The sequence below is a fragment of the Promicromonospora sp. NPDC023987 genome (assembly GCF_040639055.1).
GTDB lineage: Bacteria > Actinomycetota > Actinomycetes > Actinomycetales > Cellulomonadaceae > Promicromonospora.
In genome coordinates this window covers 1-23725 of record NZ_JBEZZF010000025.1, presented here as the reverse complement: position 1 = coordinate 23725, position 23725 = coordinate 1, and the positions used below count along the sequence as shown (strand labels likewise).

The following is a 23725-nucleotide window of genomic DNA, read 5'->3' as shown; positions in this document are numbered from 1 at the left end:
GCAGATAGCCCGCACTCAACGGGTGCCCGGGGCACCCGGGAGCAGGTTGGCCAGGTCGAAGCTGATCGGCTCCTCCAGCTGCTCGTAGGTGCACGACGCCGGCTCCCGGTCCGGGCGCCAGCGCTTGAGCTGGGCGGTGTGCCGGAACCGGGTGCCCTCCATGTGGTCGTAGCCGACCTCGAGCACGCGCTCCGGCCGCAGGGGAGTGAACGACAGGTCCTTGCCGGAGCTCCAGCGCGACTGCGCGCCGGGCAGCCGGTCCCCGCCCTCTGCCTTCGTCGGGTCGGTCCAGCCTTGCCAGGGGTGCTCGTCCGCCGCGGGGGTGCCTGGTTCCACGACGAGCGGCGCCAGCTCGGTGATCAGCTCGGCGCGCCGCGTCGCCGAGAACGACGCCGCGACACCGACGAACTGCAGCCGCGGCCCGTCGTCGGACTCGTCCCACAGGCCCAGCAGCAGCGAGCCCACCAGCGGCTGCTCGGCCGTCGAGGTCTTGTGCAACCGGTAGCCAGCCAGCACGACGTCGGCCGTGCGGGTGTGCTTGATCTTCAGCATGGCGCGCTTGTTGGGCGCGTAGGGGCCGTCGGCAGGCTTGGCGACCACGCCGTCCAGGCCCGCGCCCTCGAAGGAGCCGAACCACTCCTCGGCCACGGCCGCGTCGTCGGTGCGCGGTGTGGCGAACACGTGGGGTCCGGTCAGCCCCAGCCCGTCCAAGGCCTCGAGCCGTTCGATGAGGGGCCGGTCCATGAGGGACTCGTCGCCCAGCGCGAGGACGTCGAACACCACCAGCGCGGCGGGTGTGGTCTCGGCGAGCATGTTCACGCGCGACGCCGCGGGGTGGATACGCTGGGACAGGAGCTCGAAGTCGAGTCGAGCGCTGCCGCCGGACCCGCTGTCGCTCGACCCGCTGCCGCCGGACCCGCTGTCGCTGGTCGAGCCTGTCGAGACCCCCGCAGGCCGGGCGATGACGATCTCGCCGTCGACCACGCACCGTTCCGGGAGTGCCTCGAGCGCCGCGGCGACGACGTCCGGGAAGTAGCGCTCCATCGGCTTCGCGTTGCGCGAGTCGATCCGGACCTCGGAGCCGTCGCGGTACACGATGGCGCGGAAGCCGTCCCACTTGGGCTCGTAGACATAGGCGGGGCCGGCGGCGGTGGCCGACTGGGCGGGGACCGCCGCGACACTCTTGGCGAGCATCGGCCGGACCGGGGGCTGCACGGGCAGGTTGAGTGTGGTCACGGGAACGAGCCTGCCTCAGCGCGGCACGTAGTGCAGGTAGACGCACCCGCCGGCGAACTCCCGGCTGTCGACGAGCCGCAGGCTGAGCCGCGCGTCCCGGGGCAGCGCGGGCAGGCCGCCGCCCACGACCTCTGGGTAGACGAAGAAGCGGAAGTCGTCGACGAGCCCGTCCCGGAGGGCGTCGGCGGCGACCGTAGGCCCACCGATGGAGACGGCGCCGCGTGCGCAGTCGGTGATCCGGCGCAGCTCGCCGAGCTGCAGGTCCCGCACGATCCTGGTCCGGGCCGACGTGATGGCCTCCTCGGGCAGGGAGGATGACGCGACGACCTTCTCCATCCCTTGCCAGATCTCCGCATAGCGGGCGTACACAGGGTTCGGGTCGTCACCGGGTTCGTAGGTGTCCCAGAAGACCATCGTCTCGTACATGCGCCGGCCGTGGACGTAGACCGCGACGTCGGACTCGATCTCGTTGATGAAGGCGTGCACCTCGTCGGTGGGGTCCGTCCAGTCGAACTTCCCCTCGGTGTCGACGGTGTACCCGTCGGCGGACATGTTCGCGAAGTAGCGCAGGGATCCCATGCCTGGTCCGACGGCGCGGCGCGGCAGAACTCATCGGTCCGGTGCCTCCCCGGTCAGCGCGCGTGCGAGCCGCTCAGCGCTGAGCCATCGTGGAGGGTGGACGGTCAGCCCGAGCGGAAGGAGCAGCCATGCCGAAGCGTGACCCAGGTCCGAGCGTCAAGGACAAGGAGCTGTACGAGGAGCTGCGCGACGAGGGCAACTCCAAGGAGAAGTCGGCGCGCATCGCGAACGCGGCGGCGAACTCGTCCCGCAAGAGCGTCGGCCGCAAGGGCGGGAAGTCGGGCGACTACGACGACTGGACGGTCGACGACCTGCGCAAGCGGGCGGCCGAGATCGGTATCGAGGGCCGGTCCAGGATGCGCAAGGGCGACCTGATCGAGGCCCTGCGCTCCCACTGACCTGGCCTGGCCTGGCCGGCCCGCCGGTCGGCACGCGATCATCTGCGTGCCATGCCATCTTCCGCGTCAGGACCGGCGATTCCGCGGAAGATGGCATGGCACGTGGAAGATGGCGTGCCGCTCAGCTCTCCCTGTCCCTGTCCTTGTCGCGGCTCGGCTGGACGCGCTTGGGCTCGCCCGGCATCTTCGGGTACTCCGGCGGGTAGGGCAGGTCCCCGAGCCCGTCCGTCTCGTCGCGTGCCGCGAGCTCCAGGGCGGCGTCGAGCGAGCAGTCCAGGCCCGGGTCGCGGTCGGCGCGCAGCGCGGCGAACAGGTCACCACGCTCGGCGAACCTGGGCGGCGCCGTCAGGACGTCGAAGTCGTCCGGGTGCACCTCGGCGACCTCGTCCCAGTCCAGCGGCATGGAGACGGTGGCGTTCTCGTTGGCGCGGATCGAGTAGGCCGAGGCGATGGTGCGGTCGCGAGCCATCTGGTTGTAGTCCACGAAGATCGCCTCACCCCGCTCCTCCTTCCACCACCGGGTGGTGACCTTGCCGGGCAGCCGGCGCTCCAGCTCCCGTCCGATCGCGATCGTCGCCCGCCGTCCCGCGGTGAACGTCCACCGCGGCTCCAGCGGCACGAAAACATGCAGGCCCCGCCCGCCCGACGTCTTGGGATAGCCCGTGAGGTCCAGCTCGCCCAACAGCTCCCGCAGGTGCGGGGCGACGGCGGCCGCATCGGAGAAGCCGGTGCCCGGCTGCGGGTCCAGGTCGATCCGGAGCTGGTCGACCGCCTCGACGTCGTCGCGCCGCACCGGCCACGGGTGGAACGTGAGCGTACCCATGTTGGCGGCCCAGGCGACCACCGCCGGCTCGGTGGGGCAGACCTCGTCCGCCGTCCGGCCCGACGGGAACGCGATGGTCGCCGTCTCGACGTAGTCGGGCGCACCCTTCGGGAGGCGCTTCTGATAGAAGCCGTCACCCTTCGGGTCGTCCGGCTTCGGCGTGCGCGTGGCGAGGTGCGCGCCCTCGTGCCACCCCTTGGGCCAGCGCTCCAGCGTCGTGGGGCGGTGCAGGAGGGCACCGGTGATGCCGTCCGACACGGCGACGAAGTACTCGACGACCTGAAGCTTGGTGATTCCACGGGGGAAGACGACGCGGTCAGGGCTCGTGACGCGCACCGTGCGGCCTGCGACGTCGAGCTCCACTGCTGGTGTCTTGGATCCGGCCATGCCCCCGAACCTAGCCCGCCGACAGCCTCCGCGCCGCCGCGAGCGCCCGGTGCGCCGCAGGTCGGCCGACGACGCGAGCCCGCCGGTCGAGCTGCCGCACGGCCTGCCGCAGGTCCATGCCACGCTCTGCCAGGGCGACGAGCACGAGCACGGCCGCGTCCGGCGGTGCCGTGCACGCGACGTCGACGGCGGTGCGGGTCATCCCCGTGACCGCAACGCCCGCGAGCCGCACCGTGTCCCGTGCAAGGCCCGGTGCGCTCCGCAGGACCTGCCCGGGGAAGGGCGCCGAGTAGTGCGTGGCGGGGGAGTAGGCCAGCTCGACCGGTGCACCGACGGGCCAAGCCGGGGCGTCGATGCCGTCGTACAGGCCGGTGTGCACCCAGCCGGCCGTCGAGGCGGCGAGGACGCACCGTGGCGGTACCTCGCCCGCGAGGGCCAGCGCGCGGTGCGGCGGACCGACGACCGATCCCGCGGCGACGGCCGCGCCGTCGTGCAGTACGGCCAGGGCGCCGGACCGCCGCAGGTCGGCCCAGGCCACGGGACCGCCGACGTGCGCAGGTGTCACCACGAGCGGCGCTGGCGCCTCGTGGGGGTCCAGGAGCGCGGCGAGGGAGGTGCACAGGGACGGCATGCGCAGAACCTATGCGCAGCGGGCCCGGTCGCGCAGTGCGACCGGGCCCGCTGTGGACAACGCGCGAGACGTCAGCCCCGAGAGTCCTCCGCGGCCTTGACGACCTGTTCGAGCCACGAGCGACGCGCCGCGACCGCGGCCTCCAGCTCGGACACCTTGCGCTTGTCACCCTTGTCCTGGGCAGCCGCGAGCTCCGCCTCAAGACCCGCGATGGCGGACTCGAGCTGCGCGGCAGCACCCTCGGCGCGCGCACGCGTCTCCGGGTTGCTGCGCTTCCACTGCGCCTGGTCGGCGTCGCGGACGGCGGACTCGACCGCGCGCAACCGGCCCTCGACCCGCTGGATGTCGCCACGGGGGACCTTGCCGGCGTCCTCCCAGCGCTCCTGGATGCCACGCAGCGCGGCCTTGGCCTTGTTCAGGTCCTTGACCGGCACCAGCGCCTCGGCCTCGGCGAGCAGCTCCTCCTTGACCTTCAGGTTCTCACCGTACTCAGCGTCGATGACGGCGTTCTCGGCGTCGCGCGCCTGGAAGAACCGGTCCTGAGCAGCCCGGAACCGGGCCCACAGGGCGTCGTCGTCCTTGCGGGACGCACGCCCCGCCGCCTTCCACCGCGTCATGAGATCGCGGTACGCACCCGCCGTGTACCCCCAGTCGGTGCTGCCGGACAAGGCCTCCGCCTCGGAGACCAGCTTCTCCTTCTCGATCTTGGCGGCGCTGTTGCGCTGCTCCAGATCGGCGAAGAAGTGCCGGCGCTCGCGGTCGAACGCGGTGCGGGCGTGGCTGAACCGCTTCCAGAGCGACTCCTCCGTGGGACGGTCGATGCGCGGACCGGAGCGCTGAGCGTCCTTCCAGCTGTCCAGCAGGGTACGCAGCTCCTCGCCCGCGGGGCGCCACTGCATCTTGCTCGGGTCGGTCGCCGCGATCTTCTCGGCGGCCTCCACGATCGAGGTCCGGGCGGCGACGGCCTCCGCCTTCGCGGCGGAGCGCGCCTCCTCGAGCGCGGCCCGGCGTTCCGCGGAGAGACCGCGCAGCGTCTCGACCCGGGCCCGGAGGGCGTCCAGGTCGCCGACGGCGGCGGGCTCGGCAGTCTCCTCGCCGAGCTTCTGGAGCGTCTGGTCGATCTCGCGCACCGACAGGTCGGCGCTCTCCAGGCGGGCCTCGAACAGCCCGACCTTCGCGGCCAGGTCGAGGTACCGGCGCACGTACAGCGCCAGCGCCTCCTCGGTGCTGACACCAGGGAACTGGCCGACGACACGTTCGCCGGCGGCCTCGCGGACGTAGACGCTGCCGTCCTCGTCCACCCGGCCGAACTTCTCCGCCTCGGCGTGTGCGGCGGCGTCGGCGGCTGGCGGCACCACCGGGGCCGGCGCGGCGGGAGCAGCCTGCGCCGCGGGAGCCGACGGCGCGCCCGGCTTGGGCGGACGCGGCCTCGCGAGCGCGGCCGGCGACGGGATCTCCGACGGCTTCGGGGCCGCGGGCCGGGGAGCGGGAGCCGGGGCGGGTGTCTCCTCGGCGGGCGCGGCGGCGTCGGCCGCTGGGGCTTCCTCCGCTGGGGCTTCCTCGGTCACGACCTCCGCAGCCGGAGCCTCTTCCGGAGCCTCGGCCACTGCGGCTTCCTCCGTGGGGGTCTCCGCGGGTGCCTCCTGGGCAGGAGTCTCCTGCGCCGGGGCCTCCGGAGCCTCCTCCGTCGGAGCCTCCTGTGCGGCGGGGACCTCCGCGGCGGCCTGCTCCTGTACGGGGGCCGCAGGAGCAGGCTCCACGGTCTCCTCAGGTGCCTCCACCTCGGCTGCCTCAGGCGCCTCGGCTGCGTCGGCGGGCTCAGGTGCCTCGGTCACCTCAACTGCCTCAGGTGCCTCGGCCGCCTCACTCACCGCCTCGGCGGGAGATTCGGCTGCGTTCGGAGTCTCGGCCACTGGCTCGGCGGGCGCGTCCTGCTGGACGGGCTCGGACGAGCGAGAAGTGGGTTCGCTCACTGGGTCTCAACTCCTTCGATGGTGACCGGGGTGACGGGCGCACCGTCAGATGCACCGCCCGCCACTCCCGCGTCAGCGACTGCCTGGACGAAGTCCAGGCCGGATGTGATCGTGCCGAAGACCGTGTACCCGCCGGCGGCGTCGGAGGGGATGGTCGATTCCTCGTAGACGAGGAAGAACTGGGAGCCCATGGACTCTGCGTCTCCGCCGCGGCGCGCCATCGCGACCGTGCCGGCGGGGTAGACGTCGTTCTTCGGGGCGTTCTCGACGGGGCCGAACGAGTAGCCCGGGCTCCCGGAGCCGGTGAACGTCGGGTCGCCGCACTGGAGCACGAAGATGCCGGACGTGGTGAGGCGGTGGCAGCCGGTGTCGTCGAAGTAACCGCCCTGGGCCAGCGTGACGAAGCTGGCGACGGCCTGCGGGGCGCTCTTGCCGTCGAGCTCCAGGACGATGTCGGCCTCGGTGTCGCCGGAGCAGGCGTGCAGCGTGACGGTCCAGGTGCGGTCCTCGGCGACCGACGGATCGGCGAGCTCGTAGTCGTCGCGCGCCTCCTCGACACCCGCTGGGCAGGCTCCGGCGGCGTCGTCGGAGGCGCCGCCGCCGTTGTCGACCAGGGCCGCGATCACGAAGGCGCCGACGAGCGCGAGTACCGTGAACAGCGCGATCAGGGCCCAGAGTCGCTGCTTGCGGGCGCGCTTGGCTGCCAGCCGCCGTGCCTGCTTCTCCGCCTGCCTGGCCTGCTGTGCGCGCTGCCGCTGCTTGGTGGACGCCACCGCGTTCCCTTCTCCGTGCTCTCTCGTGCTCGCCTTGACCCGGGGCTTGGCCACGCTGGACCGATTCACTGCCGGATCCGGGGCGAATCACCCCGTGCGGGGACAGTGTAGGCATCGGATGCCAGGTCATACTGTTCGAGCGGTTTCGCTGACGGGTGAAGATGCGGTCTGCCAGCGTGACAATCTGCCGTTAACGTTGGCGCCGTGGAGCTCCGTGTCGTGGTCGCACCAGTGTTCGGTACCAACTGCTGCGTGGTGTCCTCCGGCACCGACTGCGTGGTGGTCGACGCGGGCGCCGGAGTGGCCGACGCCGTCGGGCGGCTCGTCGACTCCGAAGGACTCACGCCGCGTGCGGTCCTGGCCACGCACGGCCATGCCGACCACACGTGGGACGCCGGCGAGCTGTGCGCGCGGTACGAGATCCCGATGCGCCTGCACGAGGCCGACGCCTACCGCCTCCCCGACCCGTTCGGCACTCTCAGCCCCGCGCTGGAGGCCGCGCTCGGCCTGCACCGCGACGACTACCGTGCGCCCGCCGTCGTCGAACCGTTCGCCACGCCCGGCGGGTCGGCGGTGCTCACCTTCGGGCAGGTCACGCTGCACGTCCTGCACGCGCCCGGCCACACCGAGGGCTCGACGCTCTACCGGCCCGACGGCGAGGTGATCCTCACCGGCGACGTCCTGTTCGCGGGCTCCGTCGGCCGCACCGACCTGCACGGCGGCTCTGGCCAGGTGATGGGCGAGACGCTGCGCTCCGTCGTACGTGCCCTGGACCCGGGGCTCGCCGTCGTGCCGGGGCACGGACCTGCCACCACCGTGGCGCGCGAGCTGGCGACCAACCCGTTCCTCGCCGCGGGCCCCGCGGGAGCTTGAGCCGGCCGTCAGGGGTCCCGGGCGGTCACGTGGTCGTGCGCGCCTGTGGAAAGGCCGGGCTGACAGGGCCCCGCTCGTGGGAAGATCTGTGGCATGGCAAAGCCCACTCCCCTCTCCGGTTTCCCCGAATGGCTCCCTGACGGTCGCATCGTCGAGCAGCACGTCCTCGACACGCTGCGCCGCACCTTCGAGCTGCACGGGTTCGCCGGGATCGAGACGCGGGCGGTGGAGCCGCTGGACCAGCTGCTGCGCAAGGGCGAGACCTCCAAGGAGGTCTACGTGCTGTCGCGGCTGCAGGACGAGGACGGTCTCGACCAGCTCGACCAGCGGAACCGCGAGAAGCAGCTCGGCCTGCACTTCGACCTCACCGTGCCGTTCGCGCGCTACGTGCTCGAGAACGCCGGCAGGCTCGCGTTCCCCCTGAGGCGCTACCAGATCCAGAAGGTCTGGCGGGGCGAGCGCCCCCAGGACGGTCGCTTCCGCGAGTTCATCCAGGCGGACATCGACGTCGTCGGCGCGGGCGAGCTCCCGTACCACTTCGAGGTCGAGGTGCCGCTGGTGATTGCCGAGGCCCTCGGCGCGCTGGCCGAGATCGGCCTGCCGCCGGTGCGGATCCTGGTGAACAACCGCAGGGTCGCCGAGGGCTTCTACCGCGGTATCGGGCTGGACGACGTCGAGGGCGTGCTGCGCCAGATCGACAAGCTCGACAAGATCGGACCCGACAAGGTCTCCGGTCTGCTCGTCGCCGAGTGCGGGGCCACCGAGGACCAGGCCAAGGCCTGCCTGGCGCTCGCGTCCATCTCGGGATCCGACGTCGGGGTGATCGCCGAGGTGCGTGCGCTCGCCGAGTCGTACGGCGCGGTGACGGAGCTGCTGGAGACCGGCCTGGGCGAGCTGGAGGCGCTGATCGCTGCGGCCTCTCAGCGCGCACCGGGCGTCGTCGTGGCTGACCTGAAGATCGCGCGTGGTCTCGACTACTACACGGGCTCTGTGTACGAGACCGTGCTGGTGGGTCACGAACAGCTCGGCTCGGTGTGCTCCGGTGGCCGCTACGACACGCTCGCCTCCGACGGCAAGAACACCTACCCGGGTGTCGGGCTGTCGATCGGCGTCTCGCGCCTGGTGTCGCGCCTGCTGTCCGCGGAGCTGGTGCAGGCCACGCGGTCGGTGCCGTCCGCCGTGCTGGTGGCGGTGGCCTCGGAGGAGCAGCGCGTGGCGTCCGACGCCGTCGCCGCGGCGCTGCGTTCCCGTGACATCCCCGTCGAGGTGGCGCCGAGCGCCGCGAAGTTCGGCAAGCAGATCAAGTACGCGGACCGGCGGGGCATCCCCTTCGTGTGGTTCCCGGGCACGGCGGGGGAGGACGGCGCGGTAGGCGCTGACCAGGTCAAGGACATCCGCTCCGGCGACCAGGTCGACGCCGACGCCGCGACGTGGGAGCCGTCCGCCGAGGACCGCTGGCCGCGCGTGGTCCCGAAGGGCTGACCCCGGCGGCCGACGCTGTCGGCGTAGCGACTTGACGCCTGTTCGAACGAGTGTTCGAATCAGGTATGCGATGGCACGGTCAGGCGATCAATCATGACGACGGTGCGCTCCCCGGGCTCGAGCTGCCCGGGCTGCGCACCGCCGGGCTGCTGCGCACCGTCCGGTCACCCGAGTTCGCGGGCGTGACCTTTCACGAGGTGCTGGCCAAGAGCGCGCTGTCGAAGGTGCCGGCGGCGTCGCAGATGCCGTTCCGGTGGACGATCAACCCGTACCGTGGCTGCTCGCATGCCTGCACCTACTGCGTGGATCCGTCGACGCTCGTCCTGATGGCGGACGGCCGTCAGAAGCCGATCCGCGACGTCACGGTGGGTGACCGGATCGTCGGTACCGAGCGTGACGGCACCTATCGACGATTCGTGGAGACCGAAGTCTTGGCGCGGTGGGGCACGGTCAAGCACGCTTACCGGGTGACGCTCGAGGACGGCACCGAGATCATCGCCAGCGGTGATCACCGGTTCCTGACCGAGCGCGGCTGGAAGTATGTCGCGCCGCTGCCGAAGGGCGACGGACAGCGTCCGTACCTGACGACCAACAACCGCCTGCAAGGGTTTGGCCTGGGAATGGTGGCCGACGCCTACGCGACGCCGCCGGAGTCACCGGACTACCGGCGGGGGTACCTCACCGGGATGATCCGCGGGGACGGCATGCTGTTCGACAAGACCTACGCGGGAGGTCGGATCACCATGTTCCGCCTTGCTCTGGTCGACGACGAAGCGCTGACCCGCTCCCAGGACTATCTGGCCATGGCGGGCGTGGCGACAAACCGGCGCGCCTTCTCGGCGGCCACCGAGAAGCGGCAGGCCTTGGACGGGATCTTCACGTCCAAGCAGGCAACGGTGGCGGCCATTCGCAAGATCATCGAGTGGCCGACTACTCCCAGCAGGGAGTGGTCCATCGGCTTCCTCGCCGGGATCTTCGACGCCGAGGGGAGCTGCGACGGCCAGGTCCTGCGCATCTCCAACCCGGACGATCGCATGCTCACCACGACCATGACGGCCATGGACGTGCTCGGCATCCCGCATGTCAGGGAGCCCGCCAACAAGATCGGCGTGGCCAACATCCGTGTCGTCGGCGGGCTGTCGAGCCGTCGCCGGTTCTTCGCACTCACTAACCCCGCCATCACGCGGAAGCTCCAGATCATCGGTGCCGCCGTCAAGACCTCCGTGTCGTTGCGGATCATCTCCATCGAGAGCCTCGGGAGTGATTCGGAGATGGTCGACATCACGACGGGGACCGGCGACTTCATCGCCAACGGCGTGATCAGCCACAACTGCTTCGCGCGGCCGACCCACGAATATCTGGACCTGGACGCCGGGCGCGACTTCGACTCCCAGGTCGTCGTCAAGGTCAACGTCGACCAGGTGCTCCGCGCCGAGCTCGCCAAACCCTCCTGGACGCACGAGGCCGTCGCGCTCGGCACCAACACCGACCCCTACCAGCGGGCCGAGGGGCGCTACCGGCTCATGCCCGGCATCATCTCGGCGCTCGCGGACTCGGGTACGCCGTTCTCGATCCTCACCAAGGGCACGCTCCTGCGGCGCGACCTGCCGCTGCTGACGCAGGCCGCCGAGAAGGTCGACGTCGGGCTCGGCGTGTCCCTCGCCTTCGCCGACGAGGGGCTGCAGCAGGCTGTCGAGCCGGGCACCCCGTCGCCGCGCGCCCGCCTCGACCTGATCCGTGCGATCCGGGCCGCCGGCCTACCCTGCGGCGTCATGGTCGCGCCGGTGCTGCCGTGGCTCACGGACTCGCTCGCCCACCTCGAACGACTCCTCGACACCCTCGTCGACGCCGGCGCGACGGGCGTCACCGTGCTGCCACTGCATCTGCGCCCCGGCGCCCGCGAGTGGTACCTGGGCTGGCTCGAGCGGGACCACCCGCACCTGGTGGAGGGCCACGGCAGGGTCTATGGGCGCGGCGCCTACGCGCACAAGGGCTACCGCGACTGGCTCTGGGAACGGGTGCGGCCGCTGATCGACGAGCGCGGGCTGGGCGGCACCGCCATGCATCGAGCCCGAGCGGCCGGCGCGCACGAGGGCGGTCAGCACGTGGAAGGCGACTACCCCCGCGGCGCCTTCAGCGGCGTGCGCGCCGACGGCACCGGAGCGGCGTCCCTGGGGGCGGACGTCGGAGACGAGACCCTCTTCTGAGGCAGCACTCTGTGACTGCCTGGCGCTCCTGCCCGGCTCGACGGCGCGCTGGAGACTTCTGGCCCCGACATGCGGCGCTAGCGTGTGGCCATGGCCGAACTCGTCGCGCACACCGTCGTACCCGGCACTCTCGCCGGGACGCCGCAGCCCACGTTCGCGCTGGGGGACGGCGTCGAGCTGCGCCCCTGGACCGATCGTGACGCCCCTGGGCTCCGGGCCGCCTACGCGGACCCGGCCATCCAACGGTGGCACGTGCGTGAGATCGGCTCGCTGGACGAGGCGCGCGAGCTGATCGCGGCCTGGCGGCGGGGGTGGGGGCAGGAGCAGCGTCTCGAGTGGGCCATCGCCGACGGCGCCGGGGCGCTGCTCGGGCGGCTCGCGCTCAAGGAGCTCGTCCTGTTCGACGGTATCGCCGTAGTCGCGTACTGGACCGTCCCGGCAGCGCGGGGCAGAGGGCTGGCGCCGCGGGCCGTGACGGCGGTGAGCCATTGGGCGTTCGCCGTGGGTTTCCGGCGTCTCGAGCTCGAGCACTCCACGTTGAACCCGGCGTCGTGCCGCGTCGCGGAGAAGGCCGGCTTCGACGCGGAGGGAACGCGCCTCGGAGCGGCACTGCACGCGGACGGGCATCACGACATGCACACCCACGCGCGGCTGGCCGACGCCGGTCGGCCACCCCTACATCCTGCACGCGACACGCCGACGAAGGCGTGCAGCGTGTAGGGGTCGCGATGCGGCCGGGCCGACCGAACTTTCGTTGTGCCTCCGGGCGTGGGCTGTTTCACTCGACGCCATGACCTTGCGCTCGACGGCGTCGCGCCGAGCACGCGCGGCCCTCACCCCAGCCCTGTCCCTACTCTTCGTCGGCTCGCTGCTGGCCGTGGGCGCTGTGCCCGCCCAGTCGGCGACCGCGGCAGCACCGGCACCCGCAGCACCCGAGACCATCGTCCCCGGGGCGGCCGAGGACATCTCCTGGTCCTCGTGCGAGACCGAGGGCGCGGAAGCCTTCGACTGCGCCACGATCGAGGTGCCATCCGACTACGACGAGCCGCAGGGAGCGACCACCAGCGTCGCGGTGACCCGCCTGCGGGCCCTGGACCAGGAGAACCGCATCGGCAGCGTGCTGGTCAACTTCGGCGGCCCGGGCGGACCGGGTGTCTCGACCCTGCACCTGCTCGGCGAGGACCTCTTCGACGCGTCCGTCCGCGAGCGGTTCGACATCGTCAGCTTCGACCCGCGTGCGGTCGGCACGTCCGACCCGGCCACCTGCTTCCCGACGGCGGAGGCCGAGCAGGACTTCCTCACGTCCGGCCTGGCGCTTCCACTGACCAGGGCTGAGAACGCGCGCTTCCTCGGTGAGGCGGCGGCGCTCGGAACGGCGTGCACGGTGTTCGGCGGCGACCGCATCGCGACGGCGTCCACCGCCAACGTGGCCCGCGACATGGACGTCCTGCGGCAGCGGCTGGGCGACGACGAGCTCACCTACGTCGGGTACTCGTACGGCACGCTCCTCGGCGCGACGTACGCGGCACTGTTCCCGGACAACGTGCGTGCGCTGGTGCTCGACGGCACCGTCGACCCGCGGGCCTGGACCGGCCCGGCCGACGGCGAGCTGTTCGGTACCCGCCTGCGGCAGGCGGAGGCCGGCACCGAGACGTACGGCGAGTTCGTTCGGTTGTGCGCCGAGGCGGGGGAGCGCTGCGCCCTGAACGCCCTCGGGGATCCCGCCGAGGTGGTCGAGGACGTCTACGCGGCGCTGAAGGAGGAGCCCGTCGAGATCCCGCTCGGCGACGGGACCACCATCGAGGTGGGGTACGCCGACGTCGTAACCCAGGTCTTCTTCTCGATGTACGGCACGGCAGGCTGGCCCGACCTCGCGGCGCTGCTCGCCGAGCTCGCCGTCCTGGCGGACGTCGTCCCGTCGTCGGCCGCGCAGGCGCTCGACGAGGGTCCGTCCATCCAGGAGTTGCTCCGCCGCCTCGGCCTGCTGGAGGACTACGCGTCCATCGGCGGTAGCCTCGCGAGCCTGTGCGTCGACGCCGACTTCCCGGGCCGGCCCTGGTCCTACCCGCGCAAGGTCGCGGCACTCGACGAGCAGTACCCCCACTTCGGGCTGTTCCGCGGCTGGGTCGGCGTCCACTGCGAGTTCATCGCCGCGCAGGACGAGGACGCCTACACCGGCCCGTGGGAGCAGACCACGCAGGAGCCCGTGCTCGTGATCGGGACCCGTTTCGACCCGGCCACGCACTACGACTTCACCGCTCCCTACGCCGCGCTGTGGCCGGACGCCCGGATGCTCACCGTGGATGGCTGGGGCCACACGACCGTAGGGGTGAGCGAGTGTGCCGACGAGGCGATCGGGCGGTACCTCGTCACGCTCGAGGCCGACGACGGCACGGTGTGCCAGCAGGATCTGGTGCCCTTCGCTCCGGGCACGCTGCGGGACGATGCGCGGCCGACCCTGCCCGCGCCGCGGGTCCCGGTGCTCCCGGGTACGGCGGCGGGCGGCGGGAGCTAGTCAGGCGCGCAGCGTCTCCAGGTGCTCGGCGATCCGCCCGATCGCCTCGGTGAGCACGTCGACGTCGGGCAGCGTCACCAGGCGGAAGTGGTCCGGCTCCGGCCAGTTGAACCCGGTGCCGTGCGTCACCAGGATCTTCTTGGCGCGCAGCAGGCCGATCACGAACGCCTCGTCGTCCTTGATCGGGTACACCTCGGGGTCCAGGCGCGGGAAGCAGTACAGCGCCCCGCGGGGACGGACCGACGTGACGCCAGGGATGTCGTTGAGCAGCTTGTCGGCGAGCATCGACTGCTCGTAGAACCGACCACCGGGCACGATGAGCTGATCGATCGACTGGTGGCCGCCCAGCGCCGTCTGGATGGCGTGCTGGGCCGGGACGTTCGCGCACATGCGCATGTTCGCCACGAGGGTGAGGCCTTCGATGAAGTCGGCCGCGCGGTGCTTGGGGCCCGAGATCATAGCCCAGCCCGACCGGTAGCCGCAGATCCGGTACGCCTTGGACAGGCCGCTGAACGTGATGCACAGGACGTCGTCGGCGGCGTAGGTGGCGGTGTGGTGGTGCGTGGCGCCGTCGAACAGGATCTTCTCGTAGATCTCGTCGCTCAGGAGCACCAGGTCGTGCTTGCGCGCCAGCTCGGCCAGACCCTTGACGGTGTCCTCGCTGTAGACCGCGCCGGTGGGGTTGTTCGGGTTGATGATCACGAGGGCCTTGGTGGCGGGGGTGATCAGCGACTCGATGTCCCCCAGGTCGGGGTTCCAGCCGTTGGCCTCGTCGCAGCGGTAGTGCACGGGCGTCCCGCCCTGCAGGCTCACCGCCCCGGTCCACAGCGGGTAGTCGGGCGCCGGAACCAGCACCTCGTCGCCGTCGTCGATCAGGGCCTGCAGGACCAGGCTGATCATCTCGGAGACGCCGTTGCCTATGTAGACGTCGTCCACGTGCGTGTCGAGGCCGTGCGACTGGTAGTAGTGCGCCACTGCGGTACGCGCCGAGTAGATGCCGCGGCTGTCGCTGTACCCCTGCGCCTCGGGCAGGTGGTGGATCATGTCCGCGAGGACCGCGTCCGGCGCCTCGAACCCGAACGGCGCGGGGTTGCCGATGTTCAGCTTGAGGATCTTGTGACCCTCCGCCTCCAGCCGGTACGCCTCCTCGAGGATCGGACCCCGGACGTCGTAGCGGACTGACTTCAGCTTGCGGCTCTGCCTGATCTCTCGCACCGGGAAATGTTCTCACGGCGTGTCCGTGAGCCGTTGTCAGCACTGACCCGGCGAAGTTCACCCGGTGAGCAACCCGGATCCGGCCGAGCGGGATCCACGGCACCAGTAGCCTCCCGTCGGGCAGTGACGCCCCCTTGTAGTCGAGACCCGGACAGGTATCTGATGGCCACCAGACGTGACGCGGCGCCGACCGCGGAATTCTTCGACCCGTGGGCGTACCTGCCCGACGGCTCCGCCCTGCGAGGGGCCTGCGAGGTCGGCGACATCGCCGCGGCGCTCGCGATCATGCGCGGACTCACCAGGCACGATGACATCGCGGCCGTGATGTGGACGATCGCGGGCCACGCCGTCGGAGAGGACCCGCCGCGGCTCACCGCGGCGATCGAGGCGGCCGACGACGGCACACCGCTCGCTCGTACCCTGCGCGCGGCCAGGTATGTCACGTCAGGTTGGGAGGCGCGATCATCCGCCCAGGCGCAGTTCGTCTCAGCGGGCCAGTTCGAGCAGTTCCACGCCTGGCTGCGCCGGGCGGAACGGATCCTGTTCGACGTGTGCTCGCAGCACCCCGGTTACGTGCCGGCCTGGGAAGTCCGGATCACGACCGCTCGTGGTCTGGACCTCGGGGTCGGTGAGACTCGGCGCCGATACGACAGGCTGGCCGCGATCGACCCTCAGGTGTTCGCGGCGCAGCAAGCGTGCCTGCAGCAGATCCTGCCCAAGTGGGGTGGTACGTGGGAGCAGGCCTCGCAGTTCGTCGCGGAATGCGCCGCAAGGGCCGAACCTGGGTCGCTCAGCCACCTCCTCGTGGTCGATCTGGCGTTCGAGCGCGCGATCGACGGCGAGAAGACCGTTCCACCGGCGATGATCGACCGGGTTCGCGAGGCGGCGACGCAGTCGGTGTGGCACCCCCACCACACGACGGGCGCGGCCACGGCCACGGCTCATACGAACCTCGCACTGTTCTTCACGACGGCAGCGCGGCCAGCAGACGCGTGGCACCACTTCGCTGCCCTCAGCAAAGGGCCCGTCGAAGGCATGTGGAGCTACCTCGACGGGGCCGAGGAGATGTACCGCAAGAACCATGACGCCGCTGCCAAAGCCGCCGCCAAAGCAGCCGCGAAGGCGGCGGACGGCCGCACGTGGGCGCCCGCATGACTGCGCTCACGCTCCCGGACCTGACGGAGTTCCCCGGTATCGCCGTCGCAGCGGCCGACGGCGTCCCGGTGCTCTTGGCACCGCGCGAGGGCAACACCGGCGGCGGCATCATCTTCCGAGTCGGTTCGGCGCACGAGACCCTCGCCACCTCCGGCATCACGCACCTGATCGAGCACCTCGCCCTGCGCGAGCAGGTCCTCAGCGAGGCCCACCTGAACGGGCAGACGCACGCGGACGTCACCCTGTTCCACGTCGCGGGATCCGCCACCGACGTCGTCACCTACCTGAACGATGTCTGCGCCGCGCTCCGCGACCTGCCCATGGACCGCATCGACACCGAGAAGGACATCCTCCGGTCCGAGGCCGAGGGAAAGCACCCCGGCTTCGGCGGACACCTACGGATCAGTCGGCACGGCGCCCGCGGGTTCGGCCTGGTCGGATACGGCGAGCGGGGCATCGATCGGATCACGCACGACGAGGTGCTCGACTGGGCGGCCTCCTGGTTCACGCGCGAGAACGCCGTCGCCTGGGTCACGGCGGACACGCTGCCGGAGGGTCTTGACCTGAGTCTGCCCAAGGGCACGCGCAGGCCTCCGCCGGTCCTCACGGATGTGCTTCAGGGCAGCCCTGCCTACCTCACCGGCCTGCGGGACGGCGTCGCGCTCGACGCCGTCGTGCCCCGCGGCAACGCCGCGTACCTGGCGTCGCTGGTGTTGCGCGAGGTGCTGCACCGTGATCTGCGCGGTACCGCCGACATCGCAAGCACCCTCGACGTCGACTATGACCTCCTAAATGCCGAGGACGCGCGCCTGTCGGTGGTGGTGCAGGGCACGGAGGGCCAGCAGGGCGCGGTGGCCGGCGGTCTGGCCGACGCGCTGAGCACTCTCCGGTTCCATGTGACCGACGAAGACCTGGCCGCGGCCCGCGCGGGGGCCGTCGAGGACCTCGCCGAGGTAGCCGCGGCGCCCCCCGCGGAGCTGCTCCCATCAGTGGCCCACCGGGTGGTCACCGGACGTCCTCTCGAAGGGCCCGAGCGGATCCGGGCGCAGGTCGAGAGCATCACCGCGGACGACGTCCGGGCCGTCGCCCGCGAAGCGTGGGGGAGCGCGCTGTGGTACGGACCGGATGCCATGGACTGGGCGGGGATCGTCCCCGCGCCGAACTGGTCGGAGGCACGCGCCACGGGACGGACCTTCCAGCGGATCGACGCACCGGACGTCTCGCTCGTCCTTGCCGTCGACGGCGTCGGCATGGTTACCCGGGAGGGGGGCGTCACCGTCCGCTTCGTGGACTGCGTGCTGATGGAGAGCGTGCCCGACGGCGCCCGCGTGCTGACCGGAGCGGACGGGTTCCGGCTCGTGATCGAGCCGACCCTGTACCGCGGACTGGACCCGTCGGCGGTCGCAGCCCACGTGGACTCCCGCGTGCCGGCGAACGTCGTGGTGCACCTGCCCGCGCGAGAGCCGGACGAGATCCCGGTGGCACAGCCGCCCGCGAAGGTGAGGACCACCGCGCGGGACACCGCCAAGGGTGAGACCGGGCCGCGGTCGATCCCGGCGACAGTGGGCCTCGTCCTCGGGATGTGGGTGGTCGGTGTGCTCGTGCTCGGCGGCGGTCAGGTGCTCCTGCGGGAAGCGTTCGACGTCGACGTCCGGTTGGGCTTCCTGCCGGTGGTCGGTCTCATCTGGGCGACCTACGGCCTGATCAGCAAGCGACACCCGAAGGCAGGCCGATGATCGCCAACACGTGGACCCGGCCGCGCGAGCTGTTCGCATACCGCCCCGGCCGGGCGACAGGTGGCCTCGTGTTCCGGGTCGGGTACGCCGACGAGACCTTGCCCACCAGCGGCACCACAGCTCTCGTCGTCGCACTGGCGCTACGCGCGGTCGAGCGGCCGGGACTCGACGTCGCGGCCTCGGTGGGACCTGCTGTGACCGAGGTGCGGGTGAGCGGGTCCGACGACCGGGTGCGGACCACACTGCGCGAGCTGGCACGTGCCCTGGCGGACCTGCCGGTACGGCACCGCGAGACCGAGGCGCGCTCGCTGCGGGAGCGCGCGGTCGACGCGGCCCCGCCGCTGCCGCCCTGGCGGTTCGGGCTGCGGGGCTACGGCCTCGGACCCGGCCAGTACGTGGGGCTGCACCGCACCACCGACGACGACCTGCGGGCGTGGGCAAGTGAGCGGTTCGCCGGTTCTAACGCGGTGGCCTGGTTCACCGGGGAGACCGCGCAAGACCTGAACCTCGCACTGCCCGATGCCGTGCCCGCGACGCGGGTGCTCCCGGCGCCGCTCGTCGAAGGCCTGGCGTTGTCGCTCCCCGCCGACGCCCCCGTCGGTGGGACGAACGTGCGCTGGGATGCCCTCGTGCCGGACGTGCCTGCCCTCGCGGTGCTTTCGGAGGTGGCGCGACGGGCGTTGTTCCAGAACCTGCGGCACGACCGGGGCTGGACGTACGACGTGTCCGCGTCGATCGGTGTGCTGGACGGGGAGCAAGCCGCGTGGCAGATCGCCGCCGGTCTCCGCCGGGAGACCGCCGCGGAGGCGACGGGCGAGTTCCTCGACACGTGGGGGCGACTGCGGTATGCCGTCGCCGACGACGAGCTGGAGACAGCTCGGGCGCACCTCCTGGTGGCGTTCGACGAGCCGCACCAGGACGCCATCTGGCTTGCGGACGACGCAGTGCGGACTCTGCTGGGCCGACCGTCCCAGGTCCCGGCGGAGCGGCGGGCCGCGATCGCAGGGGTGACCGCGGCCGACGTCGTCGCGCTCGCACGCCAGGCGTGGGGCTCCGGGTTGCTGGTCACGCCGGTCGGGTCGGGCTGGGCGGGCACGTCGCTGGTCTCCCGCGGGGCGAGCGAACCCGTTCTGGGGCGATCCTTCGAGCGCGTCGACGTCGACGCCACGATCGTGGTCGGGGACACCGGCGTCACGCTGCGCGACGGGCGCACCCGAGTGACGGTCCGGTTCGACGCGGCGGCCGCGCTCCTGGCCTACCCCGACGGCGGGAGGCTGCTGGTCGGTCTCGACGGGGCGAGGGTTCCGTTCGAGCCGACGCTGCACGACGATCTCGACGCACGGGACGTCGCAGAGCTCGTCGACCGGAACCTGCCCACGGAACTGGTGATCCCGGTGCCCCGGCAGGAGGTACCGGAGCGACCCGACAAGGACCAGTCGCAGCGGGCACAGCAAGCCCGCGCCGAACGCGAGGTCGAGGAGGACGGGCTCGCTCAGACGGTCGGCGCGATGGCCGGCGCCGTCGGCAGGCTGGGGCTCATCATCGTGCTCGTCCTGGGGCTGCTCGCCGGGGTGGGCGGCGCGATCCTCTGTGTGGCGACCCTCATGGCCTGGGTCGCGGCGTGGGGGGACGAACCATGGCAGGTGCCCGCGCTCGTCGTCCCAGCAGGCCTGGCCGCTGCGGGCGTGACCTGGCTCTGCTACCGCGCGATTCTGCGGCTGGGCGACGAGGTGGAGAAGAACGGCTGACCGTCCGGCGGGTGGGTCAGCCCTCCGCGAACCGCGCGGGGAACCCGCCCGTCGCGATCGGGCCCCAGCGCTCGACGGTGATCCGCACTATCGACTTGCCCTGCTCGACCATGGCGGCGCGGTACTCGTCCCAGTCGGGGTGCTCCTTGCCCGCAGCCGCTCGGAAGTAGTCCACGAGCGGCTCCACGGATTCGGGGATGTCCAGCACCTCGGCGGTGCCGTCCACCTGCACCCAGGCCTCGTTGAAGCCCTCACCGAGCGCCATGAACGACGCGGCGGGCCGCTTCTTCAGGTTGCGCACCTTGGCGCGTTCCGGGTACGTCGAGACGACGACGCGCCCGGCCGAGTCCACGCCGTACGTGACGGGGCTGAGCTGCGGGGCGCCGTCGGCCCGGCTGGTCACGAGGATCCCGTTGCGGCGCGAGCGGAGGAACTCCAGCAGCTCGTCACGGGTCACGGTCGTGTTGGTAGCGATCGTCCTGGCCATGCGCAGAGGCTACGCCAGGGCAGGAGCCCCGGTGCGACGCACCAGGGCTCCGCCCTGGGTCAGACGCCGGCGGGGCTCGGCGTCGCCGGCGCGGGCGTGGCAGGGCCCGGCTCCGCGGGACCGGCCTCCGGCGCGGCGTCCGTGGGTGCGTCCTCGCTCGGCCGGCCGAGGATCCACTCGGTGGAGAACAGGACCTTGTCGGTCAGCCGGAGCATCTCGTCGCGGATCCCGACGTGCGGCGTGGAGAACGCCAGCCGTGCGACGGACTGCTTGCCCGGCGCCTCGGCCCAGTAGTCGATCAGGAGCAGGGGCACGTCCTGGCCGCCAACCTCCTCGGAGCCGTGCGTGAGCCGGATGTGCCGCAGGAACGGGCCCGACAAGGTCTCGGTGCGCGTGAGTGCGTCGTCCGGGCCGGGGTTGGCACCGAGCCGGTCCTGGATGCGCTGGAGGTGGCTCGCGCTGCCTGCTTCGGGGCCCAGATCGTGCCAGTACAGGGTCACGTTCAGCGCGAGCGTGGCCTCCTGCCCGGGCAGGAGCAGGTACGCCATGGCCTTGCCGCCGGCGGCCTCGGCCTTGTCGGCGACCTCGATCATCTTCTCGCGCAGGTCTCGCCGCAGGGGAGCGGAGCGGTCGCTCAGCTTGACCGTCTGCTGCTTGACGATCTCGCGGATCTGGCGTTCGCGCTGCTCGGGCTCGTCGAGCTCGATGATGGCCCAGTGGTCGGGCAGGTTCATCTCGATGCCGATACCGCGGTACCCGCCGGGGTCCTCGACGGTGCCGAGGGCGTGCAGGGCCTCGCCGCTGATGCCGGCGCCGGTCTCGTCGAACAGGCCGGTGGGGTCGTCGGCGGGGGGCTGCGGGTCGAGGAGGGCCAGGGTTTCGTCGACCCCGAGGGTCACGTGGCTGGGTCCGGCGGGGTCGATGACGATCTGCTGGAGCGCGTCGCCGTGCCGCTTGATGAACGGAGCCAGCGAATCGCGCCTGCGCAGGCTGAAGGCCCGGTCCGGCGCGTCTCCCAGGAACTCGCCAAGAGTCTGGGTCGAGGAGAACAGGTGCAGGTGGTAGGGCTTGACGGAGCCCTCCGGTGTGGGGAACACCTGGATCTGGGGCGTGCCGTCCCCGCGGTCGAGGATCGGCACGACGACGGCGTCGTCCCGCAGCGCCTCGCCCACGGCGGCTCTGTCACCCGTCGCGAGGGCCAGGGCAAGGGCGGGCGAGCCGACATCGGCCTGGGGATCGACGGTCAGGCCGGGGCGCTCACTGTCAGATCCGAGAGGTCTCACCGGGGACGATTCGTCGTTCATACCTGAGGGTCTCCTTCGTTGCGGTCCTGACGGGGACCGTTCCGGGACGGGCGTGGTGCAGGTGTCACGACGTGGCTACTTCTGAACGCTTGATGAACGTCCAGGCCACTGTGTCGTGAGGGGTGATGGTAGGTGTGTCGTGCACCTCTTGTGCGATCGTGACGGAGACGTGCTCCCCAGAGCGCCCTGCGGAACGAGTCCGAGTGACGCCTGGGTCGTCTGAGCAATGATGTAGTTCTCCCATGTGGGGGCGTTGCCCAGATCTTCTGGTGTTGGCAGTGTCATTGGGGGGACGGATCTGTCATTGAGCCTGGCTGGACCGAAACTCGGTGAGCCACGACCGGTAGTCATCCTGCGAATGCAGGTACACGTCCGGCTCGGCTAATAGGTCTGCGCCGGAGAGGTGATCGAACGCTTCCCAGATGCCGTCGTCGACGTCCTCGTCCTCGAGTTCATGCATGACTTGTGTGGCCCAGTCCGCCGCGGCGTCGGGTTCGATCTCTCCCGCCACCAGATCGGCCAGCTTTTTCTCCACCACAAAGCCTTCTGGAACCTTCATTGTTTAGAACACTCCCGTGAAATTGCCGCCAGCAGGAGCGGCCCAAGAACGTGCTGGGTGGGAGGGAGCCCCGCGGAGTCGCCCTCCTACCCCCCCCGGTACAGTCGTCCGTCTCAGGGCCGCCAAGGGTCGACGAGCTTGCTTTCGTCTGGCCCGTCCGAGCCTTCGATCCACTCGAAGAGAATCTCGAAATAGGTGATGCGCCGTTCTGCGTCGGTGTCGACGTATGGGCTGAGTGTGTGCGTTGCCGAGGAGTCCATGTAGGAGAATCCTGCGGCAATCAGAGTGTCGGCCCACGGTGGCGACGTATCGAGAAACCCGTCCTGCTCTGCGCTCCAGGCGATGACGTAGGGCAGCACGGTGGACACGTAGAGCGAGTCTCCGTCCGCTGTCTCGTACACGCACGATGAGTTCACGTTCGAGTCGGTAACGGAGCGAACCTGCACGGGTGCGAGCGACTCAGTGACCAGGTCCTCCCACACTCCTGCGAAGGCCGCCTCACGAGCACGTCCGAGTGACCAGCCGGGAGTCCTGTGATCTCCAATACCGGTCGCGAGATATCGGTTGATGACATCCCACTTAGAGTTGCGTAGGCCAGCCATGCCACCCCTTCTTCGAGTAGGAACACATAACGCCAGTGAGGCGGGTCCCGTCGGGAGCAAAACCGGTCGTCACACCGGCCTCCCACTTCATCTTCGTGACACCCATCTTGTCGGTGAACTGGGTGCCTCGTTGGACCGTCAGCTCGACAAGGCGTTGAGCACTCTTCGGGCCGACGAACACGGACTTGCCGCGCGGGTCGCCGTTTGTCTTGAATTCGTTCGTGTTCTTGATGTGCTTGTTGAGCGAGCCTTGCCGTATGGGGATCTTACCGGCGTGGGTGTTGTGGACCAGGACGGGTGTGTCGCCGGCGTGGACGTAGTAGTTGTGGTTGTTCTCGACGTGGAAGTTGTAGACGTTCTCGATGTCGGCGAGGTCGCGTTCTTCGACCTCGACCGCTTCCAGGATCGTGGTGCCCTCGGGAGTGATCAGCACGTCGCCGGGGCGCAGGTTCCCGGCCATCTGCCAGCCACGACCGTCGACCATGAACGGGTGCTCCGCCGTCGTTGAGACGGTCGCACCGTTGATGCTCAGGTGATACAACGCGACGGTCTGGTGCACGAACGTCTCAGCGACCAGCTGCAGCTCGTCCAGCCGGGTCTCGAGGTTCCGGGTCCAGACCTTGTCGCCGACCCGGATGTCTTCGATGGGCTTGGTGCCGTCCGCGGTCAGGACCGGGGTGCCAGCCAGGAAACAAGCCCCGAACCCGAGCTTGCAGTTCTTGCCCGACCGCAACGCGCCCTTGCTGATCCCCTTCGCCAGCCCAGTCGCGGCCTTGGCCGCACCACCCAGCCCGATCAACGACAACGCCGCACCAGCGATCGCGATCCCGGCCTCAGCCCACGACCGCTCCCCGGTAGCGGCGAGCGTGATGTTCGCGACCGCACTGACGATCGCCGCCACCGCCGCGATGACGATCAACACCCCAGCCAGCGCCGTACCCACGACCGGGATGAACGCGACGATGATCGCGAGGATCCCGGCGATGGTGGAGATCATGTCGGCGATGTCCGCGATCGCGGCGACGAGCTTGGAACCCCAGTT

General features: G+C 70.8%; 21 protein-coding genes. 9 read left to right on the top strand and 12 right to left on the bottom strand.

The genetic code is table 11. From position 1 onward, the window contains the following. Positions 1-15 precede the first annotated feature (15 nt). Together AB0F40_RS13305 and AB0F40_RS13300 are read right to left on the bottom strand one after the other, a co-directional pair. Entirely contained in the window at positions 16-1236 is a 1221-nt protein-coding gene (locus AB0F40_RS13305) for an ATP-dependent DNA ligase (RefSeq protein WP_357467787.1), read from the bottom strand. 15 nt (positions 1237-1251) lie between these two features. Then, positions 1252-1815, bottom strand: coding sequence for a dihydrofolate reductase family protein (locus tag AB0F40_RS13300; RefSeq protein WP_357467785.1), 564 nt, complete (start codon positions 1813-1815; stop codon positions 1252-1254). 128 nt (positions 1816-1943) lie between these two features. On the opposite strand from AB0F40_RS13300, the gene AB0F40_RS13295 reads away from it, so the two are divergent. Then, entirely contained in the window at positions 1944-2213 is a 270-nt protein-coding gene (locus AB0F40_RS13295) for a Rho termination factor N-terminal domain-containing protein (protein ID WP_357467784.1), read from the top strand. 121 nt (positions 2214-2334) lie between these two features. On the opposite strand, the gene AB0F40_RS13290 is transcribed toward AB0F40_RS13295, so the two are convergent. From AB0F40_RS13290 to AB0F40_RS13275, 4 genes are all read right to left on the bottom strand, one after another. After that, entirely contained in the window at positions 2335-3423 is a 1089-nt protein-coding gene (locus AB0F40_RS13290) for a DNA primase small subunit domain-containing protein (RefSeq protein WP_357467782.1), read from the bottom strand. Between the two features lie 10 nt (positions 3424-3433). Beyond that, on the bottom strand, positions 3434-4054 hold the full coding sequence (locus AB0F40_RS13285) for a hypothetical protein (RefSeq protein WP_357467780.1): 621 nt from the start codon (positions 4052-4054) through the stop codon (positions 3434-3436). A 71-nt stretch (positions 4055-4125) separates the two neighbouring features. Further along, positions 4126-6027 carry a DUF349 domain-containing protein gene (locus AB0F40_RS13280; protein WP_357467777.1) on the bottom strand — a complete coding sequence of 634 codons (1902 nt, stop codon included), beginning with the start codon at positions 6025-6027 and terminating at the stop codon, positions 4126-4128. Further along, a complete protein-coding gene (locus AB0F40_RS13275; RefSeq protein ID WP_357467774.1) occupies positions 6024-6800 on the bottom strand; it encodes a peptidylprolyl isomerase in 777 nt (258 codons plus the stop codon). Before AB0F40_RS13275 ends, AB0F40_RS13280 begins: the two co-directional genes overlap by 4 nt. A gap of 204 nt (positions 6801-7004) precedes the next feature. Between AB0F40_RS13275 and AB0F40_RS13270 the strand changes: the two genes are divergently transcribed. The 5 genes from AB0F40_RS13270 to AB0F40_RS13250 all read left to right on the top strand — a co-directional run bounded on the left by AB0F40_RS13270 (position 7005) and on the right by AB0F40_RS13250 (position 13877). Further along, positions 7005-7673 (top strand): MBL fold metallo-hydrolase, encoded by a 669-nt coding sequence (locus tag AB0F40_RS13270; protein WP_357467771.1) that lies wholly within the window; start codon positions 7005-7007, stop codon positions 7671-7673. 93 nt (positions 7674-7766) lie between these two features. Continuing rightward, complete coding sequence (hisS, locus tag AB0F40_RS13265) at positions 7767-9155, top strand: histidine--tRNA ligase (RefSeq protein ID WP_357467768.1); 1389 nt, start codon at positions 7767-7769, stop codon at positions 9153-9155. A 65-nt stretch (positions 9156-9220) separates the two neighbouring features. After that, positions 9221-11362 (top strand): intein-containing Rv2578c family radical SAM protein, encoded by a 2142-nt coding sequence (locus tag AB0F40_RS13260; protein ID WP_357467765.1) that lies wholly within the window; start codon positions 9221-9223, stop codon positions 11360-11362. Positions 11363-11452: 90 nt separating this feature from the next. Beyond that, positions 11453-12082, top strand: coding sequence for a GNAT family N-acetyltransferase (locus AB0F40_RS13255; protein ID WP_357467763.1), 630 nt, complete (start codon positions 11453-11455; stop codon positions 12080-12082). A gap of 70 nt (positions 12083-12152) precedes the next feature. Next, positions 12153-13877 (top strand): alpha/beta fold hydrolase, encoded by a 1725-nt coding sequence (locus AB0F40_RS13250; RefSeq protein ID WP_357467760.1) that lies wholly within the window; start codon positions 12153-12155, stop codon positions 13875-13877. On the opposite strand, the gene AB0F40_RS13245 is transcribed toward AB0F40_RS13250, so the two are convergent. After that, positions 13878-15092: a pyridoxal phosphate-dependent aminotransferase gene (locus AB0F40_RS13245; protein ID WP_357467757.1), complete on the bottom strand. Its 1215-nt coding sequence runs from the start codon at positions 15090-15092 to the stop codon at positions 13878-13880. Between the two features lie 162 nt (positions 15093-15254). Between AB0F40_RS13245 and AB0F40_RS13240 the strand changes: the two genes are divergently transcribed. Genes AB0F40_RS13240 through AB0F40_RS13230 form a run of 3 tightly spaced genes read left to right on the top strand, consistent with a single transcriptional unit; the run spans position 15255 to position 19731 of the window. Then, positions 15255-16247 (top strand): hypothetical protein, encoded by a 993-nt coding sequence (locus AB0F40_RS13240; protein WP_357467754.1) that lies wholly within the window; start codon positions 15255-15257, stop codon positions 16245-16247. Then, positions 16244-17983: a hypothetical protein gene (locus tag AB0F40_RS13235; RefSeq protein WP_357467752.1), complete on the top strand. Its 1740-nt coding sequence runs from the start codon at positions 16244-16246 to the stop codon at positions 17981-17983. The genes AB0F40_RS13240 and AB0F40_RS13235 overlap by 4 nt, the downstream gene beginning before the upstream one ends. Further along, positions 17980-19731, top strand: a complete 1752-nt coding sequence (locus AB0F40_RS13230) for an insulinase family protein (protein ID WP_357467749.1) — start codon at positions 17980-17982, stop codon at positions 19729-19731. The genes AB0F40_RS13235 and AB0F40_RS13230 overlap by 4 nt, the downstream gene beginning before the upstream one ends. Before the next feature lie 16 nt (positions 19732-19747). Here the strand turns inward: AB0F40_RS13230 and AB0F40_RS13225 are convergent, their stop codons facing one another. The 5 genes from AB0F40_RS13225 to AB0F40_RS13205 form a co-directional block, all read right to left on the bottom strand. Then, positions 19748-20218 (bottom strand): PPOX class F420-dependent oxidoreductase, encoded by a 471-nt coding sequence (locus AB0F40_RS13225; protein WP_357467746.1) that lies wholly within the window; start codon positions 20216-20218, stop codon positions 19748-19750. Between the two features lie 59 nt (positions 20219-20277). Beyond that, positions 20278-21522 (bottom strand): SseB family protein, encoded by a 1245-nt coding sequence (locus AB0F40_RS13220; RefSeq protein ID WP_357467743.1) that lies wholly within the window; start codon positions 21520-21522, stop codon positions 20278-20280. A 301-nt stretch (positions 21523-21823) separates the two neighbouring features. After that, positions 21824-22081: a hypothetical protein gene (locus AB0F40_RS13215; protein WP_357467740.1), complete on the bottom strand. Its 258-nt coding sequence runs from the start codon at positions 22079-22081 to the stop codon at positions 21824-21826. A 113-nt stretch (positions 22082-22194) separates the two neighbouring features. Next, a complete protein-coding gene (locus tag AB0F40_RS13210; protein WP_357467737.1) occupies positions 22195-22449 on the bottom strand; it encodes a hypothetical protein in 255 nt (84 codons plus the stop codon). Between the two features lie 211 nt (positions 22450-22660). After that, positions 22661-23725 (bottom strand): polymorphic toxin-type HINT domain-containing protein (locus AB0F40_RS13205; protein WP_357467734.1); only part of this gene is annotated, 1065 nt, incomplete at its 5' end.